This window comes from Mycobacterium syngnathidarum (assembly GCF_001942625.1).
GTDB classification, from domain to species: domain Bacteria; phylum Actinomycetota; class Actinomycetes; order Mycobacteriales; family Mycobacteriaceae; genus Mycobacterium; species Mycobacterium syngnathidarum.
The window spans coordinates 1-16745 of record NZ_MLCL01000084.1 but is presented as its reverse complement, the minus strand read 5'-3'; the positions used below and the strand labels follow the sequence as shown (position 1 = coordinate 16745).

At 67.0% G+C, this 16745-nt stretch carries 16 protein-coding genes; 7 read left to right on the top strand and 9 right to left on the bottom strand.

Annotation, left to right across the window (positions count from 1 at the left end; translation table 11 throughout):
- Positions 1-33 precede the first annotated feature (33 nt).
- Positions 34-729, top strand: coding sequence for a TetR family transcriptional regulator (locus BKG60_RS23695; protein ID WP_070187300.1), 696 nt, complete (start codon positions 34-36; stop codon positions 727-729).
- Here the strand turns inward: BKG60_RS23695 and BKG60_RS23690 are convergent.
- Positions 723-2111 carry an alanine/glycine:cation symporter family protein gene (locus BKG60_RS23690; RefSeq protein ID WP_075910097.1) on the bottom strand — a complete coding sequence of 463 codons (1389 nt, stop codon included), beginning with the start codon at positions 2109-2111 and terminating at the stop codon, positions 723-725. The genes BKG60_RS23695 and BKG60_RS23690 overlap by 7 nt on opposite strands.
- A 168-nt stretch (positions 2112-2279) precedes the next feature.
- Between BKG60_RS23690 and BKG60_RS23685 the strand changes: the two genes are divergently transcribed.
- Positions 2280-3047 carry an enoyl-CoA hydratase/isomerase family protein gene (locus tag BKG60_RS23685; RefSeq protein ID WP_070187302.1) on the top strand — a complete coding sequence of 256 codons (768 nt, stop codon included), beginning with the start codon at positions 2280-2282 and terminating at the stop codon, positions 3045-3047.
- Here BKG60_RS23685 and BKG60_RS23680 read toward each other — a convergent pair.
- Genes BKG60_RS23680 through BKG60_RS23665 form a run of 4 tightly spaced genes read right to left on the bottom strand, consistent with a single transcriptional unit; the run spans position 3044 to position 7910 of the window.
- On the bottom strand, positions 3044-3814 hold the full coding sequence (locus BKG60_RS23680; protein WP_075910096.1) for an SDR family NAD(P)-dependent oxidoreductase: 771 nt from the start codon (positions 3812-3814) through the stop codon (positions 3044-3046). The two genes, BKG60_RS23685 and BKG60_RS23680, sit on opposite strands and share 4 nt — an antisense overlap.
- 41 nt (positions 3815-3855) lie before the next feature.
- The gene (locus BKG60_RS23675; protein WP_075910095.1) at positions 3856-4710 is read right to left on the bottom strand and encodes a pseudouridine synthase; all 855 of its coding nucleotides are present in this window, start codon (positions 4708-4710) and stop codon (positions 3856-3858) included.
- On the bottom strand, positions 4707-6452 hold the full coding sequence (locus tag BKG60_RS23670; RefSeq protein WP_070946013.1) for a glycerol-3-phosphate dehydrogenase/oxidase: 1746 nt from the start codon (positions 6450-6452) through the stop codon (positions 4707-4709). The genes BKG60_RS23675 and BKG60_RS23670 overlap by 4 nt, the downstream gene beginning before the upstream one ends.
- A gap of 42 nt (positions 6453-6494) precedes the next feature.
- Positions 6495-7910 carry an NAD(P)H-quinone dehydrogenase gene (locus tag BKG60_RS23665; protein ID WP_070187305.1) on the bottom strand — a complete coding sequence of 472 codons (1416 nt, stop codon included), beginning with the start codon at positions 7908-7910 and terminating at the stop codon, positions 6495-6497.
- A gap of 41 nt (positions 7911-7951) precedes the next feature.
- Here BKG60_RS23665 and BKG60_RS23660 point away from each other — a divergent pair, with 41 nt between their 5' ends.
- The gene (locus tag BKG60_RS23660; RefSeq protein ID WP_070187306.1) at positions 7952-8419 is read left to right on the top strand and encodes a gamma-glutamylcyclotransferase family protein; all 468 of its coding nucleotides are present in this window, start codon (positions 7952-7954) and stop codon (positions 8417-8419) included.
- On the opposite strand, the gene BKG60_RS23655 is transcribed toward BKG60_RS23660, so the two are convergent.
- Positions 8416-9528: a M20 family metallopeptidase gene (locus BKG60_RS23655; RefSeq protein WP_070187379.1), complete on the bottom strand. Its 1113-nt coding sequence runs from the start codon at positions 9526-9528 to the stop codon at positions 8416-8418. The two genes, BKG60_RS23660 and BKG60_RS23655, sit on opposite strands and share 4 nt — an antisense overlap.
- A gap of 50 nt (positions 9529-9578) precedes the next feature.
- The gene (locus BKG60_RS23650; RefSeq protein ID WP_070187307.1) at positions 9579-10763 is read right to left on the bottom strand and encodes a M20 family metallopeptidase; all 1185 of its coding nucleotides are present in this window, start codon (positions 10761-10763) and stop codon (positions 9579-9581) included.
- A 47-nt stretch (positions 10764-10810) separates the two neighbouring features.
- Between BKG60_RS23650 and BKG60_RS23645 the strand changes: the two genes are divergently transcribed.
- Positions 10811-11617, top strand: a complete 807-nt coding sequence (locus BKG60_RS23645) for a purine-nucleoside phosphorylase (RefSeq protein ID WP_165617819.1) — start codon at positions 10811-10813, stop codon at positions 11615-11617.
- Here BKG60_RS23645 and BKG60_RS23640 read toward each other — a convergent pair.
- On the bottom strand, positions 11614-12159 hold the full coding sequence (locus tag BKG60_RS23640) for a TetR/AcrR family transcriptional regulator (RefSeq protein ID WP_070187309.1): 546 nt from the start codon (positions 12157-12159) through the stop codon (positions 11614-11616). The two genes, BKG60_RS23645 and BKG60_RS23640, sit on opposite strands and share 4 nt — an antisense overlap.
- A 100-nt stretch (positions 12160-12259) precedes the next feature.
- Between BKG60_RS23640 and BKG60_RS23635 the strand changes: the two genes are divergently transcribed.
- Genes BKG60_RS23635 through BKG60_RS23625 form a run of 3 tightly spaced genes read left to right on the top strand, consistent with a single transcriptional unit; the run spans position 12260 to position 15857 of the window.
- Positions 12260-13408, top strand: a complete 1149-nt coding sequence (locus BKG60_RS23635) for an FAD-dependent oxidoreductase (RefSeq protein ID WP_070946011.1) — start codon at positions 12260-12262, stop codon at positions 13406-13408.
- A gap of 15 nt (positions 13409-13423) precedes the next feature.
- Positions 13424-14188, top strand: a complete 765-nt coding sequence (locus BKG60_RS23630; protein ID WP_070946010.1) for a hypothetical protein — start codon at positions 13424-13426, stop codon at positions 14186-14188.
- A 52-nt stretch (positions 14189-14240) separates the two neighbouring features.
- A complete protein-coding gene (locus tag BKG60_RS23625; RefSeq protein WP_075910094.1) occupies positions 14241-15857 on the top strand; it encodes a phospho-sugar mutase in 1617 nt (538 codons plus the stop codon).
- A 4-nt stretch (positions 15858-15861) separates the two neighbouring features.
- On the opposite strand, the gene upp is transcribed toward BKG60_RS23625, so the two are convergent.
- Positions 15862-16485, bottom strand: coding sequence for a uracil phosphoribosyltransferase (gene upp / locus BKG60_RS23620; RefSeq protein ID WP_070187313.1), 624 nt, complete (start codon positions 16483-16485; stop codon positions 15862-15864).
- Positions 16486-16745: the final 260 nt, after the last annotated feature.

Genomic DNA, 16745 nt, shown 5'->3' with positions numbered 1-16745 from the left:
ATAAAAACGCAGCAAGTGGTAGGGTTCACATCAGTGAACAGACGTACGCCCAATTCACGAACATCGAGCTCACGAACACGAAAGCCGGAGTCGGCAGCGCGTTCGCGCGAGACGCTGTCGCGGGAAGAGCGCAAAGAGGCCACGCGCCGGGCGATCATCACCGCGGCCCTCACACTTCTGGAAGACCGCAGCTTCAGCGCGCTGTCGCTGCGGGAGGTCACCCGCGAGGCCGGCATCGTGCCCGCCGCGTTCTACCGCCACTTCGACTCGATGGATGCGCTCGGCCTGGTGCTCATCGACGAATCGTTCCGGTCGCTGCGCGACATGCTGCGAGGCGCCCGCGCCGGCAAGCTCGATCCGCATCACGTCATCGAATCCTCTGCCGAGATCCTCATCGGCAGTTTCAACGACCGGCGTGAGCACTGGCGCTTCATCGCCCGCGAACGCTCCAGCGGGGTGTCGGTGCTGCGCTACGCAATTCGCACCGAGATCCGATTGATCACCTCCGAGCTCGCGATCGACCTGGCCCGGTTTCCCGCCCTCAAGGACTGGAGCAGCGAGGATCTCAACATCCTGGCCAGTCTGTTCGTCAACGCGATGATCTCGATAGCCGAGTCGCTGGAGGATGCGGCGGACACCCAGTCGGTCCAGGCAATCCACCGCACCGCGGTCAAACAGCTACGGATGATCGCCGTCGGCGTCAACGGGTGGCACAGCCAGGGTCAGTGAGCTCCGCCGGACAGCACATCCTCATCGCGCTTGTCTCGGAAGTAGGCCCGCGTTTCGCGGTAAACCAGTGGAGACAGGATCAGTAGACCGATCAGGTTGGGCAACGCCATCAGCCCGTTCATCACGTCCGAGAAAGTCCACACTGTCTTCAGCGCGGTGGTCGATCCGATGTAGGTGACGATGATGAACACGATCCGGTACGGCAGCACAGCTTTTCGTCCGAACAGGTACTCCATACACCGCTCGCCGTAGTAGGACCAGCCGAGCAGGGTGGAAAAGGCGAACAGCATCACGCCGACCGTGACGATGACGCTGCCCCACTCCCCGGGCAACCCATGGGCGAAGGCACGGGCGGTGAAACTGGCGGCCTCGTCGGCTCCGGCGTCTTTCCACACTCCGGTGACCACGATCGCCAGCGCGGTGAAGCTCACCACCACCAGTGTGTCGATGAACGTCTGGGTCATCGACACCAATGCCTGGCGGACCGGGTGCGTGGTCTTGGCCGCCGCGGCGGCGATACCGCCGGTGCCCAGGCCCGATTCATTGGAGAAGATGCCCCGTGCGACGCCGTAGCGAATTGCCGCCGCCACGGCCGCTCCGGCGAACCCACCGGTCGCCGCGGTGCCGGTGAAGGCATCGGTGAAGATGATGCCGACCGCCTCGGGCAGCTGGTCGATGTTGAACGCCAGGACGGCGGCCGCACCGACGATGTACACCACGATCATGAACGGGACGAGCAAGCTGGTGACGCGGCCGATGCTCTTGATGCCGCCGATGATCACGGCCGCGGTCAGCACCAGCACGACGGCTCCGGTTACCGGTGCCGCGATTCCCCATTCTTCGTTGACGTTGGCAGCGACGGTGTTGGCCTGGGTCATGTTGCCGATACCAAACGACGCCAACACGCCCGCGATCGCGAAGAACCCGCCGAGAAACACCCCCACTGGCCCCTTGATACCGCGCCGCAGGTAATACATCGGTCCACCCGACTGCTCACCGGCGGCGTCGGTACGTCGGAACTTCACGCCGAGGAAGGCTTCGCTGTACTTGGTGGCCATGCCGACCAGGCCGGTGCACCACATCCAGAACACCGCACCCGGGCCGCCGAGTGCGATCGCGGTCGCTACACCCGCGATGTTGCCGACACCGACTGTGGCGGCCAGCGCCGTCGACAACGCCTGGTAGTGCGAGATGTCTCCCTCGGCGCCTTCGTCCGTGCGTTTGACGAACGCCAACCAGAAAGCCATTCCGAGGCGGCGCAACTGAATTCCACGCAACAGCACCGTCAGATACACACCCGTGAGAAGAAGCAACGGGATCAGTAACCATGGGCCCCAGATGAAGCTGCTGGCATCGCTCAAATAGTCATCGAATGTCGTCATCGTCTCGCCGTCTCGTCAGTGTCCGTCGAACCGTAATGCACGCACGCTCGTGGAGGCCGAGAAATCGAGCACGACGCCATCACCCGGTCATGGTGTCACGGTCGGATCTTGGCGGCAGTGCAACACAATGAGCTGTCCGGTATGCCCCCGCGACGTTAACCTCCACGCATGCCACTCGACCTTGCCTACCCGCGGCCCGACATCGCCGTCATCACGCTCAATCGCCCCGACAAGCTCAACGCGTTGTCCTACGAACTGGTCGAGGCGCTCCACGCCACCCTCGACGAGATCGCGGCGAACAACGAATGCCGTGTCGTGGTGCTCACCGGTGCCGGCCGCGGGTTCTGCTCGGGTCTGGATCTGAGCAACCCCAATCCGCCCGAGGCCGGTGGCGGTACCGAATTTCCCCGCTCAGGAATGCGCTGGCAGGAACGCATCGCGAACCTGACGGTCAAACTGCACCGACTGCGCCAACCGGTCATCGCCGCGGTCAACGGCGCCGCCTACGGCGGTGGCTTCGCCCTGGCCGCGGCCAGCGACATCCGCATCGCCGGTCCGGCAGCGAAATTCTGCACGCAGTTCATCAAGCTCGGCATCGGCGGCTGCGACATCGGAGTGAGCTACACGCTGCCCAGGATCATCGGCGCGGGCCCGGCGTTCGACTTGATCCTGACCGCGCGTGCCGTCGATGCAGCAGAGGCACTGCGGCTCGGCCTGGTCACGCGCGTCGTCGAGGACACCGCGGATCTGGTCGGTGCAGCCCTGGAAGTAGCCGAAACCTTGTGCAGCTACGGGAAATTCGGGTTGGAATCGACCAAGCAGGTGCTGTGGGCCAACCTCGACGCCGGTTGCCTGGAAACAGCGCTTCACGTGGAGAACCGCAGCCAGATCCTGTCCGTCGGCACCGGCAGCCTCAGCGGAAAGCCACCCCGCTAGCGCGCGGTCCCACCGCCGTCCACGATGATCACCTGCCCGGTCATGTAACTGCCGGCGTCCGAGCACATGAGCAGGGCCGCGCCGACCATCTCGTCCGGCGTGGCCAGCCGTTTCATCAGGGTGCCGCCCTTCATGGCGTCGATGGCCTCTGGCGGGTTGTTGCGCATCATGTCGGTGTCGACGGGGCCAGGAGCCAGGGCGTGCACCCGGATGCCGAACGGCACGAACTCCGCCGCCATGGATCGGGTGACCGACATGAGCGCGGCCTTGCCCGAGGCATAGATGGACAGTGCGGGCGCGAAGTTGAACGCTCCCACCGACACCAAGTTCAACACCGCTGCGTTCGAGCTGGTCTTCAGATGCGGTAACGCGTGCTGTACCAGGAACACGGGCCCGCGCAGGTTCACCTCGTAAGACTTTGCCCAGGCCTCCGGGGTCATCTGTCCCAACGGCTGGGCCAACGCGTTGGCAGCATTGTTGACCACCACATCGATCCCGCCGAACTCGGCGACCGTGCGCTCCACCAGCGCACCGAGATCGTCGATATTGCCGCTGTGGGTGGGGACCCCGATGGCCTGTCCCCCGAGCTCGCGCAGATGCTGAGCCGCGGTCTCGCAGGCCTCGGGCTTGCGGCTGGCGACCACGACCCGCGCGCCGGCCAGCGTGAAGCCCTCGGCGAGCGCCAGCCCGATGCCACGGGTGCCTCCGGTGACGATCACGGTCCGGTCGGTCATGTCGAACAGATGGTCAAAAGTCTCACGGTTCACCCCGTCAGTAGAACATCACCGCGATCCGGTCGCGCAAGGCTTCAGCCCAAACCGCGGGAACTGACGAAGTCGCGGACCTCGCCGGTGATCGGATCGGTGAACTCGAGGCGCTGGGCCAGCAGTTGCAGTGGGTTCTCGAAGTCATCGGGTGCAACGTCGATCACGTTGGGGTACAACGAATCACCCACAATCGGCAGTCCGATCGACGCCATGTGCACCCGCAGCTGATGCGTCCGCCCGGTGCGCGGAGACAGCCGGTATAGCCCCTGCCCCAGCTCCTCGATGTAGGTCTCGGCGTTGGGCTCCCCGGGCTCTTCGAAAGCCTGTAACTGCCCGCGGTGCTTGATGATCCGGCTGCGCAATGTGGCAGGCAGAGGCACCGTTGCCGCGCCCCCGGCGCGAGCGAGATATGTCTTGCGAGTCTGACCTTCGGCGAACAACCGCTGATACCGCCCCCGAACCTCGCGGCGCGCGGTGAACAGCAACACCCCCGCAGTCAACCGGTCCAGCCGATGCGCGGGGCTCAACTCGGGGAGTTCCAGTGCGCGACGCAGCCGTACGAGCGCGGTCTGCGCGACGTGGCCACCGCGGGGCATGGTGGCCAGGAAATGTGGCTTGTCGACCACGACGATGTCGTCGTCGCGGTACAGCACCGGAATGTCGAACGGCACCTCCACCTCGTCGACCAGGTCCCGGTAGAAGTAGACGTGCGCGCCGGCGGGCAGCGTCGTCGTCGCATCGACGGGCGTACCGTCGGGGAGAACCACCTCTCCGGCAAGCACTTTCGCGCCCAAACCGAACCGCCGCTGCAACTCGTCGTGCACATTGCCGCCCCACAACCGCAACCGCGCCGGTCCGAGTCCGTCACGCACCGGCAGCGGCGGGCGTTTGCTCAATTGAGCGGCACGGGCTCGAGGATCTCGGCACGCGCCTCCGGCGCGGCCTGGCGCAACGCATCGGCCGACTCGTCGTCGGGTTGCGTCTGCGACAACACCTCGGCCTCCACCCGGGCGATGTAAGTGGCGACCTCGCGGTCGACGTCCTCGGCAGTCCAACCCAGCACGGGCGCAACCACTTCGGCCACTTCGCGCGCGCAGTCGACCCCACGGTGCGGGTATTCGATCGCGATCCGCATCCGGCGAGCCAGGATGTCTTCGAGATGAAGCGCGCCCTCGGCCGCGGCGGCATAGTAGGCCTCGACTTTGAGGTACACCGGCGCTTCGGTGATCGGAGCCAGCAGGTCCGGCTCGCCCTCGGCCATCTTGAGCACCTCACCGATCAGCGAGCCGTAGCGGTCCAGCAGGTGGCGGACCCGGTACGGATGCAGCCCGTAGTGCTTCCCGACGAACTCAGTCTGATTGATCAGGGCGAAATACCCGTCGGCCCCCATCAGCGGGACCTTCTCGGTGATCGACGGCGCCACCCGGGCCGGAATGAACTCCGCGGCAGCGTCGATCGCGTCGGCCGCCATCACCCGATAGGTGGTGTACTTCCCGCCGGCGATCGCCACCAGGCCCGGCGAAGGCACCGCGACGGCGTGCTCACGCGACAGCTTGGAGGTTTCCTCACTCTCACCGGCCAGCAGCGGGCGCAGCCCGGCGTACACCCCGTCGATGTCGTCGTGGGTCAGCGGAGTGGCCAGCACGGTGTTGACGTGACCCAGGATGTAGTCGATGTCGGCTTTGGTGGCGGCAGGATGCGCGAGGTCCAGATTCCAGTCGGTGTCGGTGGTGCCGATGATCCAGTGCGTGCCCCACGGAATCACGAAAAGCACTGATTTCTCGGTGCGCAGGATGATCGCGACCTCACTGACGATCCGATCGCGCGGCACCACGATGTGCACACCTTTGGAGGCCCGCACCCGGAACCGGCCCCGCTCTTTGGACAAGGCCTGGATCTCGTCGGTCCACACCCCGGTGGCATTGACCACGACATGGCCCCGCACCTCTGTGGTGGCCCCATCCTCGGAATCGCGCAGCGTCACGCCCACGACGCGATCGCCCTCGCGCAGCAGCGCGACCACCTGACTCGACGAGCGCACCACCGCGCCGTAATGGGCGGCGGTGCGGGCCACGGTCATGGTGTGGCGGGCGTCGTCGACAACGGTGTCGTAGTAACGGATCCCGCCGATCAGCGAGCTGCGCTTGAGTCCGGGGGCCAGCCGAAGCGCACCGGCCTTGGTCAGATGCTTTTGTGCGGGAACAGATTTCGCCCCGCCGAGCTGATCGTAGAGGAAGATGCCCGCCGCGATATAAGGCCGCTCCCACCAACGGTTGGTCAACGGGAACAGGAAGGGCAGCGGTTTGACGAGATGCGGTGCCAGTGTGGTCAGGCTCAGCTCACGCTCGTACAAGGCCTCGCGAACCAGCCCGAACTCCAATTGCTCCAGATACCGCAGCCCGCCGTGGAACATCTTGGAGCTACGGCTCGACGTGCCCGACGCGAAGTCACGGGCCTCGACCAGCGCGACTTTCAACCCTCGGGTGGCCGCGTCCAACGCGGCACCGGCTCCGACGACACCGCCGCCGATCACCACCACGTCGAATTGTTCGCTGCCGAGTCGTTGCCAGGCTTGCGCCCGTTGCTGCGGTCCGAGGAACGTTTGCCCGTCGCCCGGTGCTGAGATCGGGTCAGTCACGATCCCCAGGCTACGTGGGTGAGGTGAGATCCGCCCGATTCTCTAATCCAGGTCATCGTGTTTCATCAACTGGCGCGCGGCCTCGGTGATCGATCCGGACAACGACGGGTACACCGAGAAGGTCTGGGCCAGCTCGTCGACCGGAATGCCGTTCTGCACGGCCAACGCGATCGGCAGGATCAACTCGGAGGCGATCGGCGCCACCACCACTCCGCCGATCACCACACCGGTGGCCGGACGACAGAAGATCTTGACGAAACCGCGGCGCAGGCTGGACATCTTGGCCCGGGCATTCGTGTTCAGCGGCAGCGTGAGGGTGCGGGCCGGCACCGATCCGTCGTCGATCGCGGCCTGCGGAACTCCGACCGCGGCGATCTCCGGGCGGGTGAACACCGCGGCGGCGACGGTTCGCAGCCGGATCGGGGCCACCGCCTCGCCCAACGCGTGGTACATCGCGATGCGCCCTTGCATGGCCGCCACCGACGCCAGCGGCAGCAGTCCGGTGCAGTCACCGGCCGCGTAGATGCCCGGGACCGACGTCCGCGAGACCCGGTCGACGTTGAGGTAGTTGCCCGGCCCGAGTTCGATGCCGACACGCTCCAGACCGAGCCCGTTCGTGTTGGGGACCGACCCCACGGTCATCAGGGCGTGGCTGCCCTCGACCACGCGGCCGTCGGCCATGGTGACCAGGACGCCCGAATCAGTGCGGGTCACCGACTGGGCGCGGGCATTCTTGACCAGCGTGACACCGCGTTCGGAGAACACCTCCTCCAGCACCGCGGCGGCGTCGGAGTCCTCGTGCGGCAGGATCTGGTCGCGGCTGGCCACCACCGTCACCGTGACCCCGAGCTCGGTGTAGGCGTTGACGAACTCGGCACCGGTGACACCGGACCCCACCACCACGAGGTGCTCGGGCAGCCCTTCGAGGTCGTAGAGCTGGCGCCAGTTGAGGATGCGTTCCCCGTCGGGTGCCGCGTTGGGCAGCACGCGCGGGCTGGCGCCGGTGGCGATGAGCACCACATCGGCCGTCAGCTGGCTGACCGCGCCGTCCGGGCCGGTCACCTTGACGCGGTGTTGGGCCATCCCCGGGACGTCGTCGATGAGCTCGCCACGGCCCGCGACCAGCTCGATACCCTCGCTGCGCAGCCGCTCGGCGATGTCGTCGGACTGCGCCGTCGCGAGGTTCTTGACCCGCTCGTTGATCTGCGGCAGCGAGATCTTGGCCTGCTCGAAATCCAGCGAATACCCCAAGTTGGGCGCACGCCGCAGTTCGGTGCGCACCCCGGTGGAGGCGATGAACGTCTTGGACGGCACACAGTCCCACAGCACGCACGCCCCGCCGATACCGTCGCAGTCGACGATGGTGACGTGAGCGACCTCCGGGCCGCGGGCAGCGGCGACGAGTGCCGCCTCATAGCCGGCGGGTCCGCCGCCGATGATCACGATGCGGGTAGCCACGGAACCAACCTAACCAACTTCGCCGATTAAGCTGTCTTACCGTGCCGCTCTATGCCGCGTATGGATCGAATATGCACCCGGAGCAAATGCAGCAACGGGCTCCGCACTCGCCGATGGCGGGCACCGGGTGGTTGCATGGCTGGCGGCTGACGTTCGGCGGGGAGGACATCGGCTGGGAAGGCGCGCTCGCGACAGTCGTCGAGGACCCGCTGTCCAAGGTGTTCGTCGTGCTCTACGACATGACACCGGCCGATGAGCACTCGCTGGACCGGTGGGAAGGTTCCGAGCTCGGCTTCCACAAAAAGATCCGCTGCCGGGTGGACCGGTTGTCGTCGGACACCACCACCGACCCGGTGCTGGCCTGGCTGTACGTCGTCGACGCGTGGGAGGGTGGCCTGCCCTCGGCCCGCTATCTCGGGGTGATGGCCGATGCCGCGGAGATCGCCGGAGCCCCGGACGAGTACGTGCACGATCTGCGCACCCGCCCCGCCCGCAACATCGGCCCCTAGCCAGCGGCGGCGACGATGTTGACCATCGTGCGCACACCGACACCCAGCGCGCGTTCGTCGATGTCGAACGTGGGCTGATGCAGGTCCAGCTGCGGCCCCTGCCCGCTCCATACCCCTAGCCGGCCCATGGCCCCTGGTACGTCTTCCAGATACCAGGAGAAATCCTCGCCGCCGCCGGACTGGTGGGTGTCGGCGAGCACATCAGGGCCGATCGCCTCGATGGCGTGGGTGAGGATGCGGGTGGAGACCTCTTCGTTGACCACCGGCGGCACCCCGCGCCGGTAGTTGAGGCTGTGTTCGATGTTGAGCGGCGCCAATATCGCTGTAACCGTCTCTTCCACAATGGATTCCAGAGTCAGCCAGGTGTCGCGGCTCGCGGTGCGGATCGTCCCGGCAAGCGTGCCGATCTGCGGGATGGCATTGGCGGCCACGCCGGCGTTGACCGCACCCCACACCATCACGGTGTCGTGGCGCGGGTCGATGCGACGAGACAGCACGCCGGGTAGCCCGGTGATCAGCGCGCCGAGTCCGTAAACGAGGTCGCCGGTCAGGTGCGGCCGGGAAGTGTGCCCGCCCGGCGAGTGCAGGGTGATCTCGATGGAATCGGCTGCCGAGGTGATCGGTCCGGGCTTCGTGGCCACCCGTCCGACGGCCAGGCGCGGATCGCAGTGCAGGGCGAAGATCCGGCTCACGCCGTTGAGCACACCGGCGTTGATGGCATCGATCGCACCGCCGGGCATGAGCTCCTCTGCCGCCTGGAACAGCAGTCGCACGCCGACCGGCAACTCCGGCACCGACGACAAGGCCATGGCCGTGCCCAACAACACCGCGGTGTGAGCATCGTGGCCGCAGGCGTGCGCGACGTTGGGCACCGTCGACGCATAGGACGCGCCGGTCCGGTCAGCCATCGGCAAGGCGTCCATATCCGCCCGCAGCGCGATCCGCGGACCGTCTTCGGGTCCGAAGTCACACGTCAGGCCGGTGCCACCGGGCAGCACCTTGGGGTTGAGCCCGGCCTCGGCGAGGTGCCGGGCGACGAACTCGGTGGTGGCGAACTCTTGACGGCCCAGTTCCGGATGAGCGTGCAGATGCCGGCGCCACGACACCATCTCGTCGTAGTTCGCCGACAGCCAGCGCGCAGCGGCGTGCTGCAACACACTCACGAAGCCCGCCTCCTTTCCTGCGCCTGCAGTACCCGGCTCCGCTCGGCGGGCGTTTCAGCCAGCGCAACGACGGTGCGGGCCAACATGATTGCTCCCTCGACCACGGCCCGGTCGGCACTCGGCCCGGCGGCCGCCGCGGTGAACGCCGGCTGGTGGATCGCGGCGCCGCCCGAGTCGATACCGATCACCGGGTGAATGCCGGGCATCACCTGGCTGATGTTTCCCATGTCGGTACTGCCCAGCGGCACGCTCGCCTCCACGTTTTCCGGCAACGGACTACGGCCCAGGCGCACCATCTCGGCGCGGACAGTCTCCGAAAGCCACGGGTCGGGCGCCAGTTCGGCATAGGCCGGTGCGATCTCGCTGACCTGATGCTCGCAGCCGGTCGCCAGCGCTCCGGCCGAAAAGCATCCTGCCATCCGGTCTTCCAGCTCACGCAGCGCGGACATGTCGGTGGCCCGCATGGTGTACCGCATCTCGGCCCGGCCGGGGATGACGTTGGTGGCCTGCCCGCCGTGAGTGACGATGCCGTGCACCATCTGCCCCGGCATGAGCTGCTGACGCAACAGGCCGATCGCCACCTGAGCGACGGTGACCGCGTCGCCGGCGTTGACGCCCAGATACGGCGCCACCGCGGCGTGCGACTCCCGACCGGTGTAGTCGACCGTCACCTCGGACAGGGCCAACGAGCGGGCCGCGGCGATGTCGACCGGCCCGGGATGCAGCATCACGGTTGCGGCGATGTCGTCGAACACGCCGGCGTTGAGCAGCAACACCTTTCCGCCGCCGAGTTCCTCGGCCGGCGTTCCCACCAGCACCACCGTCAGGCCGAGCTCGTCGGCCACCTCGGCCAGGGCCAGGGCAGTGCCGACGGCCGACGCCGCGATGATGTTGTGGCCGCAGGCGTGCCCGATCTCGGGCAGCGCGTCGTACTCGGCGCAGATCCCGACGACCAGTGGGCCGCTGCCGTAGGACGCACGGAACGCGGTATCCAGCCCACCGGCACGCTCGGTGATCTCGAATCCGTACTCCGCTGCCAGCGCTTGCGTCTTGGCACAGCTGCGATGCTCGGCGAAGGCCAATTCCGGCTCGGCGTGGATCGAATGCGAGAGCTCGATGAGGTCGCCACGACGCCGGTTGATGGCGTCCTCGACGCTCAGCGAGGCGGTGGCAGACGACATCCTCGCAGTATCTCACTGCGTGTTCACGGCCGTTAAGCTCGCCTATCGTGACCGATCTCCAGGCAGCTGTGCCTGATCCGCTCCTCGCGTGCGCAGAAGCCATCGCGGAACGCACCGGCGTCGAGCGCCATGACGTCGCGGTCGTGCTCGGCTCGGGCTGGGCACCCGCCGTTGCCGCGCTCGGCGATCCGGTGGCCACCGTGCCGATGGCCGATCTGCCGGGCTTCACCCCACCGAGTGCGCAGGGGCATGGCGGCCAGGTGCACTCGATTCAGGTCGGCGATCATCGCGTGCTGGTCCTGGCCGGGCGCATCCACGCCTATGAGGGACACGACCTGCAGCATGTGGTGCATCCGGTGCGGACCGCGGCGGCCACCGGCGTTTCGACGGTGGTGCTGACCAACGCGGCCGGCGGCCTGCGGGCCGAGTACCAGGTGGGCCAGCCGGTCCTGATCAGCGACCACCTCAACCTCACCGCAAGGTCCCCGCTGGTCGGGGCACAATTCGTCGACCTGGTCGATGCGTACTCACCCCGGCTACGGGCACTGGCCCGGCAGATCGAGCCGACGCTGACCGAGGGGGTCTACGCCGGGCTGCCGGGCCCGCACTACGAGACCCCGGCAGAGATCCGGATGCTGCGCACCCTGGGAGCCGATCTGGTCGGTATGTCGACGGTGCACGAAACGATCGCTGCCCGGGCCGCCGGCCTACAGGTGCTGGGCATGTCGATGGTGACGAACCTGGCCGCGGGGATGACGGGCGAGCCGCTCAGCCACATCGAGGTGCTCGAGGCCGGGCGTCAGTCCGCAACCCGGATGGGTTCCCTGCTGGCTTCGGTGATCAGACAGATCTAACCGACGAGATACCGCTGCAGGGTGGGCCCGATCCAGTCGACGACCTCGTGACGCGGCATGCCGACCAACGGCGGGAATTCCAGTACGTAGCGGCACAACGCCATCCCGAGCACCTGTGATGCCGCGAGGCTGGCCCGCACCGGGGTGTCGGGAGCGTTGCCCGTGGTTTCGGCGATGACGGGAGCGAGTTGCGCGGCGAAGATCGTCCGCATCCGCTCGGCGACCGCCTCGTTGGTCACGCCAGCCCGCAACAGGATCAACAGCGCTTCGTCGCGTTCCCAGCGATCGAGAAAGTGTGTGGCCAGCGCGGCACCGATCTGCTCGCGCGGGACCTGGGTCAGATCGGGTAGTTCCAGATCGAATTCGGCAGCGGCGGCGAACAGTCGCTCCTTGTTGCCGTAGTAGCGCATCACCATCGACGGGTCGATCCCGGCATCTGCGGCGATCGCCCGGATGGTGGCGCGTTCATAGCCGTCGGCAGCGAAGCGCTCACGTGCCGCGGCCAGGATCACGGACTTGGTCTCAGCTGCCGGTCGTCGCATGCCAACAAGTGTAGGCCAACAACCGTTGACATCGCTGCGCACCACGCCTAGGTTGAAGTCAACAGTTGTTGACCAACGGTTGTTGACAAAGGAGTCGAAGATGCAAACGACCACCACCGACGTCCTCATCGTCGGAGCCGGACCCGTCGGCCTGACCGCCGCCATCGTGCTCGTCCAGCACGGCCACGACGTGACGGTGGTGGATCGCCAAGCCGAGGGCGCCAACACCTCGCGGGCCGCCGTCGTCCATCCCCACACCCTGGAATTGCTGGAGCCCTACGGCGTGGTCGACGCCCTCGTGTCACGCGGCGTGCACACCCCGACCTTCACGATCCGCGACCGCGACGACCTCCTGATCGCGGTCCCCTTCAGCGAGCTGCCGACCCGCTACCCCTACACGTTGATGATTTCGCAGGCCGACACCGAGACGTTCCTGCTCAACCGGCTGGAGGCGCTGGGCGGCAAGGTCGTCCGGCCCGCCGCGGTCACCGAGATCCGGCAGTCCGCCGACTACGCGGTCGCGACCTTCACCGACGGCTCGCGGATCCGGGCCAGGTATCTGATCGGTGCCGACGGCATGCACAGCACGGTCCGCGACCAGACCGGCATCGCGTTCACCGGTGGCACCTACGCCGAGTCGTTCGTGCTGGCCGACGTGCACCTGTCCGGCGGCGTCCCGGCCAACGAGGTCATCCTGTACTTCTCGCCGGCCGGCCTGGTCGTCGTCGCTCCACTGCCCGACGGGATGTATCGCATCGTCGCGACGGTCGATGAAGCACCGCACAATCCCGACGTCGCGTTCGTGCAATCGCTGCTCGACGAGCGCGGTCCGCAGACACGGCCCGCCGTGGTCGAGGACGTCGTGTGGGGGTCACGCTTCCGCGTGCATCACCGGATCGCTGACGAGTTCCGCGACGAGCGCGTCCTGCTGGCGGGCGACGCCGCCCACGTGCACTCCCCCGCAGGCGGACAGGGCATGAACCTCGGGATCGAGGATGCGGTCGTCCTTGCTGAACAGCTCTCGCAGGTGCTGGATGCCGGGGCCGATGAGGCGCTGCTCGACGCCTGCGCCGCCGCTCGGCGCCGCACCGCGGGCAGCGTGGTCGCGATGACCAGCCGGCTCACCGAACTCGCCACCGCATCTGCCCGCCGCCGACCCATCCGCAATCGAGTCATGCGGATGGCCGGCAAGCTTCCCGCTGTTCGCCGGGCGCTGGCCTGGCGTTTGTCCGGCCTGAACCGACGCTGAGTAGAGGAGACACTCATGAAACTCGTCAACGATGAACTCGCGGTACCGGTCCAGCTCACCGAGCCCACCGGCAACGGCTTCCTGGTGCTGGCGGCCGAGGTCGGCCGCTGGTGCGGGCCTCTTCCCCTGCCCTCGCGCGCCCGCCGCCGGCTGACCGGCCGTCTCACCGAAATGGCGGTGAAGCTGGCCCACCGCGACGACGTCGTCGAGGCCGTGGTGTTCGACGCGGCGCTGCGCCCACCCGGTGAAGGCTCGGCACTGCTCGCCCGCGCGGGTGTGCGACCCGCGCGTTACGACGTCGTCGTCCTGATCCGCACCACCGGAGTCGACGCCATCGCCGCCGTGCGAGCCGACAGCCTCTGGCGCGCGATGGTCACCAAGATCGGCCAGAGTGCACGACATTCCTACCAACTGGCCGCCGAGAACCCGGCCCGGATCGCCGATGTCGACCACACCAGCGACCGATGGTTCCTCTTCAACTACTTTCACTGCGCCTCCGCGGAAACGGTCTATGCCACATGGGAATACACCGCCGGATGGTTTCAGCGCCACACCGCGCTGCCGGACTCGACCTTGCTTGCGCCGCGGCCCGGCGAACCGACCGATTACAGCATCGTCAACCACGCGAGTTGGCCGACTTTGCGCGCGTTTCTTCCCAGCCTGCTGTTTCGGCGCACCTTCCGGTCATTTGTGCTGGCCAACTTCAAAGCCAATGGCGTCGCGGCCCAGCCGATCATCTACCGCCTGAGCCCGGCCACCGGCTCATCGGGGAAAATCTGACAGACCTGCGCAAGTTTGCGTACTCGGACGCCGCTGCGGGCACACTTGGGTCATGACCTCCGTCGCGACCGCCGCCGCAGATTGGATCGCACACGACCCCGACCCGCAGACCGCGGCCGAACTGTCCGCCTGCAGTCCCGATGAGCTCGATCGACGATTCAGCCGTCCGCTGACCTTCGGCACCGCCGGGTTGCGGGGCCCACTGCGGGGCGGGCCGGACGGGATGAACCTGGCGGTCGTCACCCGCACCACCTGGGCGCTGGCGCAGATGCTCAAGGACAGAGGTCTGGGCGGCTCACATGTGGTGGTGGGCCGCGACGCTCGGCACCGCTCCGACGAGTTCGCGCTGACGGCTGCCGAAGTCCTTACCGCCGAGGGTTTTCAGGTCCTTCTCATGATGGCTTCCGTGCCGACACCGGTGGTCGCCTATACCGTCCGGCACCTGCCTGCTGTGGCCGGAGTGCAGATCACCGCATCGCACAATCCGCCCACGGACAACGGATACAAGGTCTTTCTCGACGGCGGGATGCAGATCATCTCCCCTGCCGACCGCGAGATCGAGGCTGCGTTGGCCCGTGCCCCCCATGCCGACGAAATCCCCAGGGCTGCAGTGGAAACCGGCGGACTTCGCCAGGTCTACGGCTACCTGGAACGCGCCGCTCGGGTGCGCCGCACCACCGGTTCGGTGCGGATCGCCCTGACTCCGCTACATGGCGTCGGCGGAGAGTACGCCCTCGATGCCCTGGCCCTGGCCGGGTTCGAGGACGTGCACGTGGTCGAGGAACAGTTCAACCCGGATCCGGACTTCCCCACCGTCAACTTCCCCAATCCCGAGGAGCCTGGCGCCGTCGACGCACTCCTCGCCCTGGCCGACGACATCGACGCCGAGATTGCGATCGCCCTCGATCCGGATGCCGATCGCTGCGCCGTCGGGGTGCCCGGACCCGACGGCTGGCGCATGCTCACCGGCGACGAAACAGGCTGGCTGCTGGGCGATTACATCCTGTCTCAGCTCGAACCGGGTCCGGTCAGCGAAGCTGCATTGGTGGCCAGTACCGTCGTCTCGTCGCGGATGCTGGCATCGATCGCGGCGGCGCACGGCGCCCAGCACGCCGAAACCCTCACGGGGTTCAAGTGGTTGGCCCGCGCCCAGACTCCCGGCAACACCCTGGTCTATGCCTACGAGGAAGCGATCGGCCATTGCGTCGACCCGGCCTCGGTACCCGACAAGGATGGGATCAGCGCTGCGATCCTGGTGGCCGACCTGGTGGCTGCACTGCGTGATCAGGAACGCACCATCCTCGATGCCCTTGACGGTCTGGCCAAGGTTCACGGCGTGCACGTGACGGGAGCCGTCAGCCGCCATGTCGATGATGCTGCTACCGCCATGACCCGGTTGCGCGAATCCCCGCCGACCGAGCTGGCCGGCATCGCCATCACTGTGGAGGACCTGCTGAAGCGGAACGGGCAACAGCACACCGACGCCCTCATCTTCACCGGTAGCGATGCCGGCACCTCCATCCGGGTGGTGGTGCGCCCGTCGGGCACCGAACCGAAACTGAAGTCCTACACCGAAGTTCGCTGCACGCCGACCGACGACTTGGACACCGCGCGGGCCCACGCCCAGAAGCTCAGCCAGGACCTATCCGACGCCGCGGTGCGCTGGTGATACCTCAGCGCGGGCCGAACTGACGGTCCCCGGCGTCCCCGAGGCCCGGGACGATGTAGGCGATGTCGTTGAGCCCCTCGTCGATGGTCGCGGTGACCAGCCGCATATCGGGGGCGACCTCCTCGATCGCGGCGATTCCCTGCGGCGCACACACCACACAGACCGCGGTGATGTCGACCGCGTTGCGTTCCTTCAACAAGTCGATGGTGTAGGCCATCGACCCGCCGGTGGCCAACATGGGGTCGAGGATGAACACCGACCGTGTGCTCAGGTCGTCGGGCAACGACGCCAGATACGGAGTCGGCTGATGCGTCGTCTCGTCGCGCGCCATCCCGACGAACCCCACCTGCGCCTCGGGGATGAGCGCATGGGCTTGGTCGACCATCCCCAGCCCGGCCCGTAATACGGGTACCAGCAACGGCGGGTTGGCCAATCGCGAACCTGTGGTGTCGGTGACGGGCGTGCGTACCGGGATCTGTTCGGACGTCGCGTCCCGGGTGGCCTCGTACACCAGCATCAGGGTGAGGTCGCGCAGTGCGGAACGAAACCCGGCGTTGTCGGTTCGCTCATCGCGCAGAGTGGTCAGCCGTGCGGCGGCCAAGGGGTGGTCGACGACGCGTACATCCATGCGCTGACCTTAACGGTCGGTGCGGCCGCGGTGCAGATCGATCCGGGGACGGCTGCACGCACCGTGGACTACGGGTTTTCAAGGGTCCGCACTGGGGTGCCACCGAGCCAATCTGAGCGGGCGTTCATACCGTCCTTAGCCTTGATCCACCGATGAATGGGCTGGTTGTTGGGGTGTCGGAATGAGGAAAGTGCCCTCTGAGCTGGAAAGATTGGTGTTCTCTACGCAACAATCCGACCAGCACAAGAAAGGCACTTCCA

Coding starts and splice junctions, on each gene's coding strand:
- BKG60_RS23690 (WP_075910097.1), bottom strand. CDS start 2,111: ATGACGACATTCGATGACTATTTGAGCGATGCCAGCAGCTTCATCTGG.
- BKG60_RS23685 (WP_070187302.1), top strand. CDS start 2,280: ATGCCACTCGACCTTGCCTACCCGCGGCCCGACATCGCCGTCATCACG.
- BKG60_RS23655 (WP_070187379.1), bottom strand. CDS start 9,528: ATGGTGTCGTGGCGCCGGCATCTGCACGCTCATCCGGAACTGGGCCGT.
- BKG60_RS23650 (WP_070187307.1), bottom strand. CDS start 10,763: ATGTCGTCTGCCACCGCCTCGCTGAGCGTCGAGGACGCCATCAACCGG.
- BKG60_RS23640 (WP_070187309.1), bottom strand. CDS start 12,159: ATGCGACGACCGGCAGCTGAGACCAAGTCCGTGATCCTGGCCGCGGCA.
- BKG60_RS23635 (WP_070946011.1), top strand. CDS start 12,260: ATGCAAACGACCACCACCGACGTCCTCATCGTCGGAGCCGGACCCGTC.
- BKG60_RS23630 (WP_070946010.1), top strand. CDS start 13,424: ATGAAACTCGTCAACGATGAACTCGCGGTACCGGTCCAGCTCACCGAG.
- BKG60_RS23625 (WP_075910094.1), top strand. CDS start 14,241: ATGACCTCCGTCGCGACCGCCGCCGCAGATTGGATCGCACACGACCCC.
- upp (WP_070187313.1), bottom strand. CDS start 16,485: ATGGATGTACGCGTCGTCGACCACCCCTTGGCCGCCGCACGGCTGACC.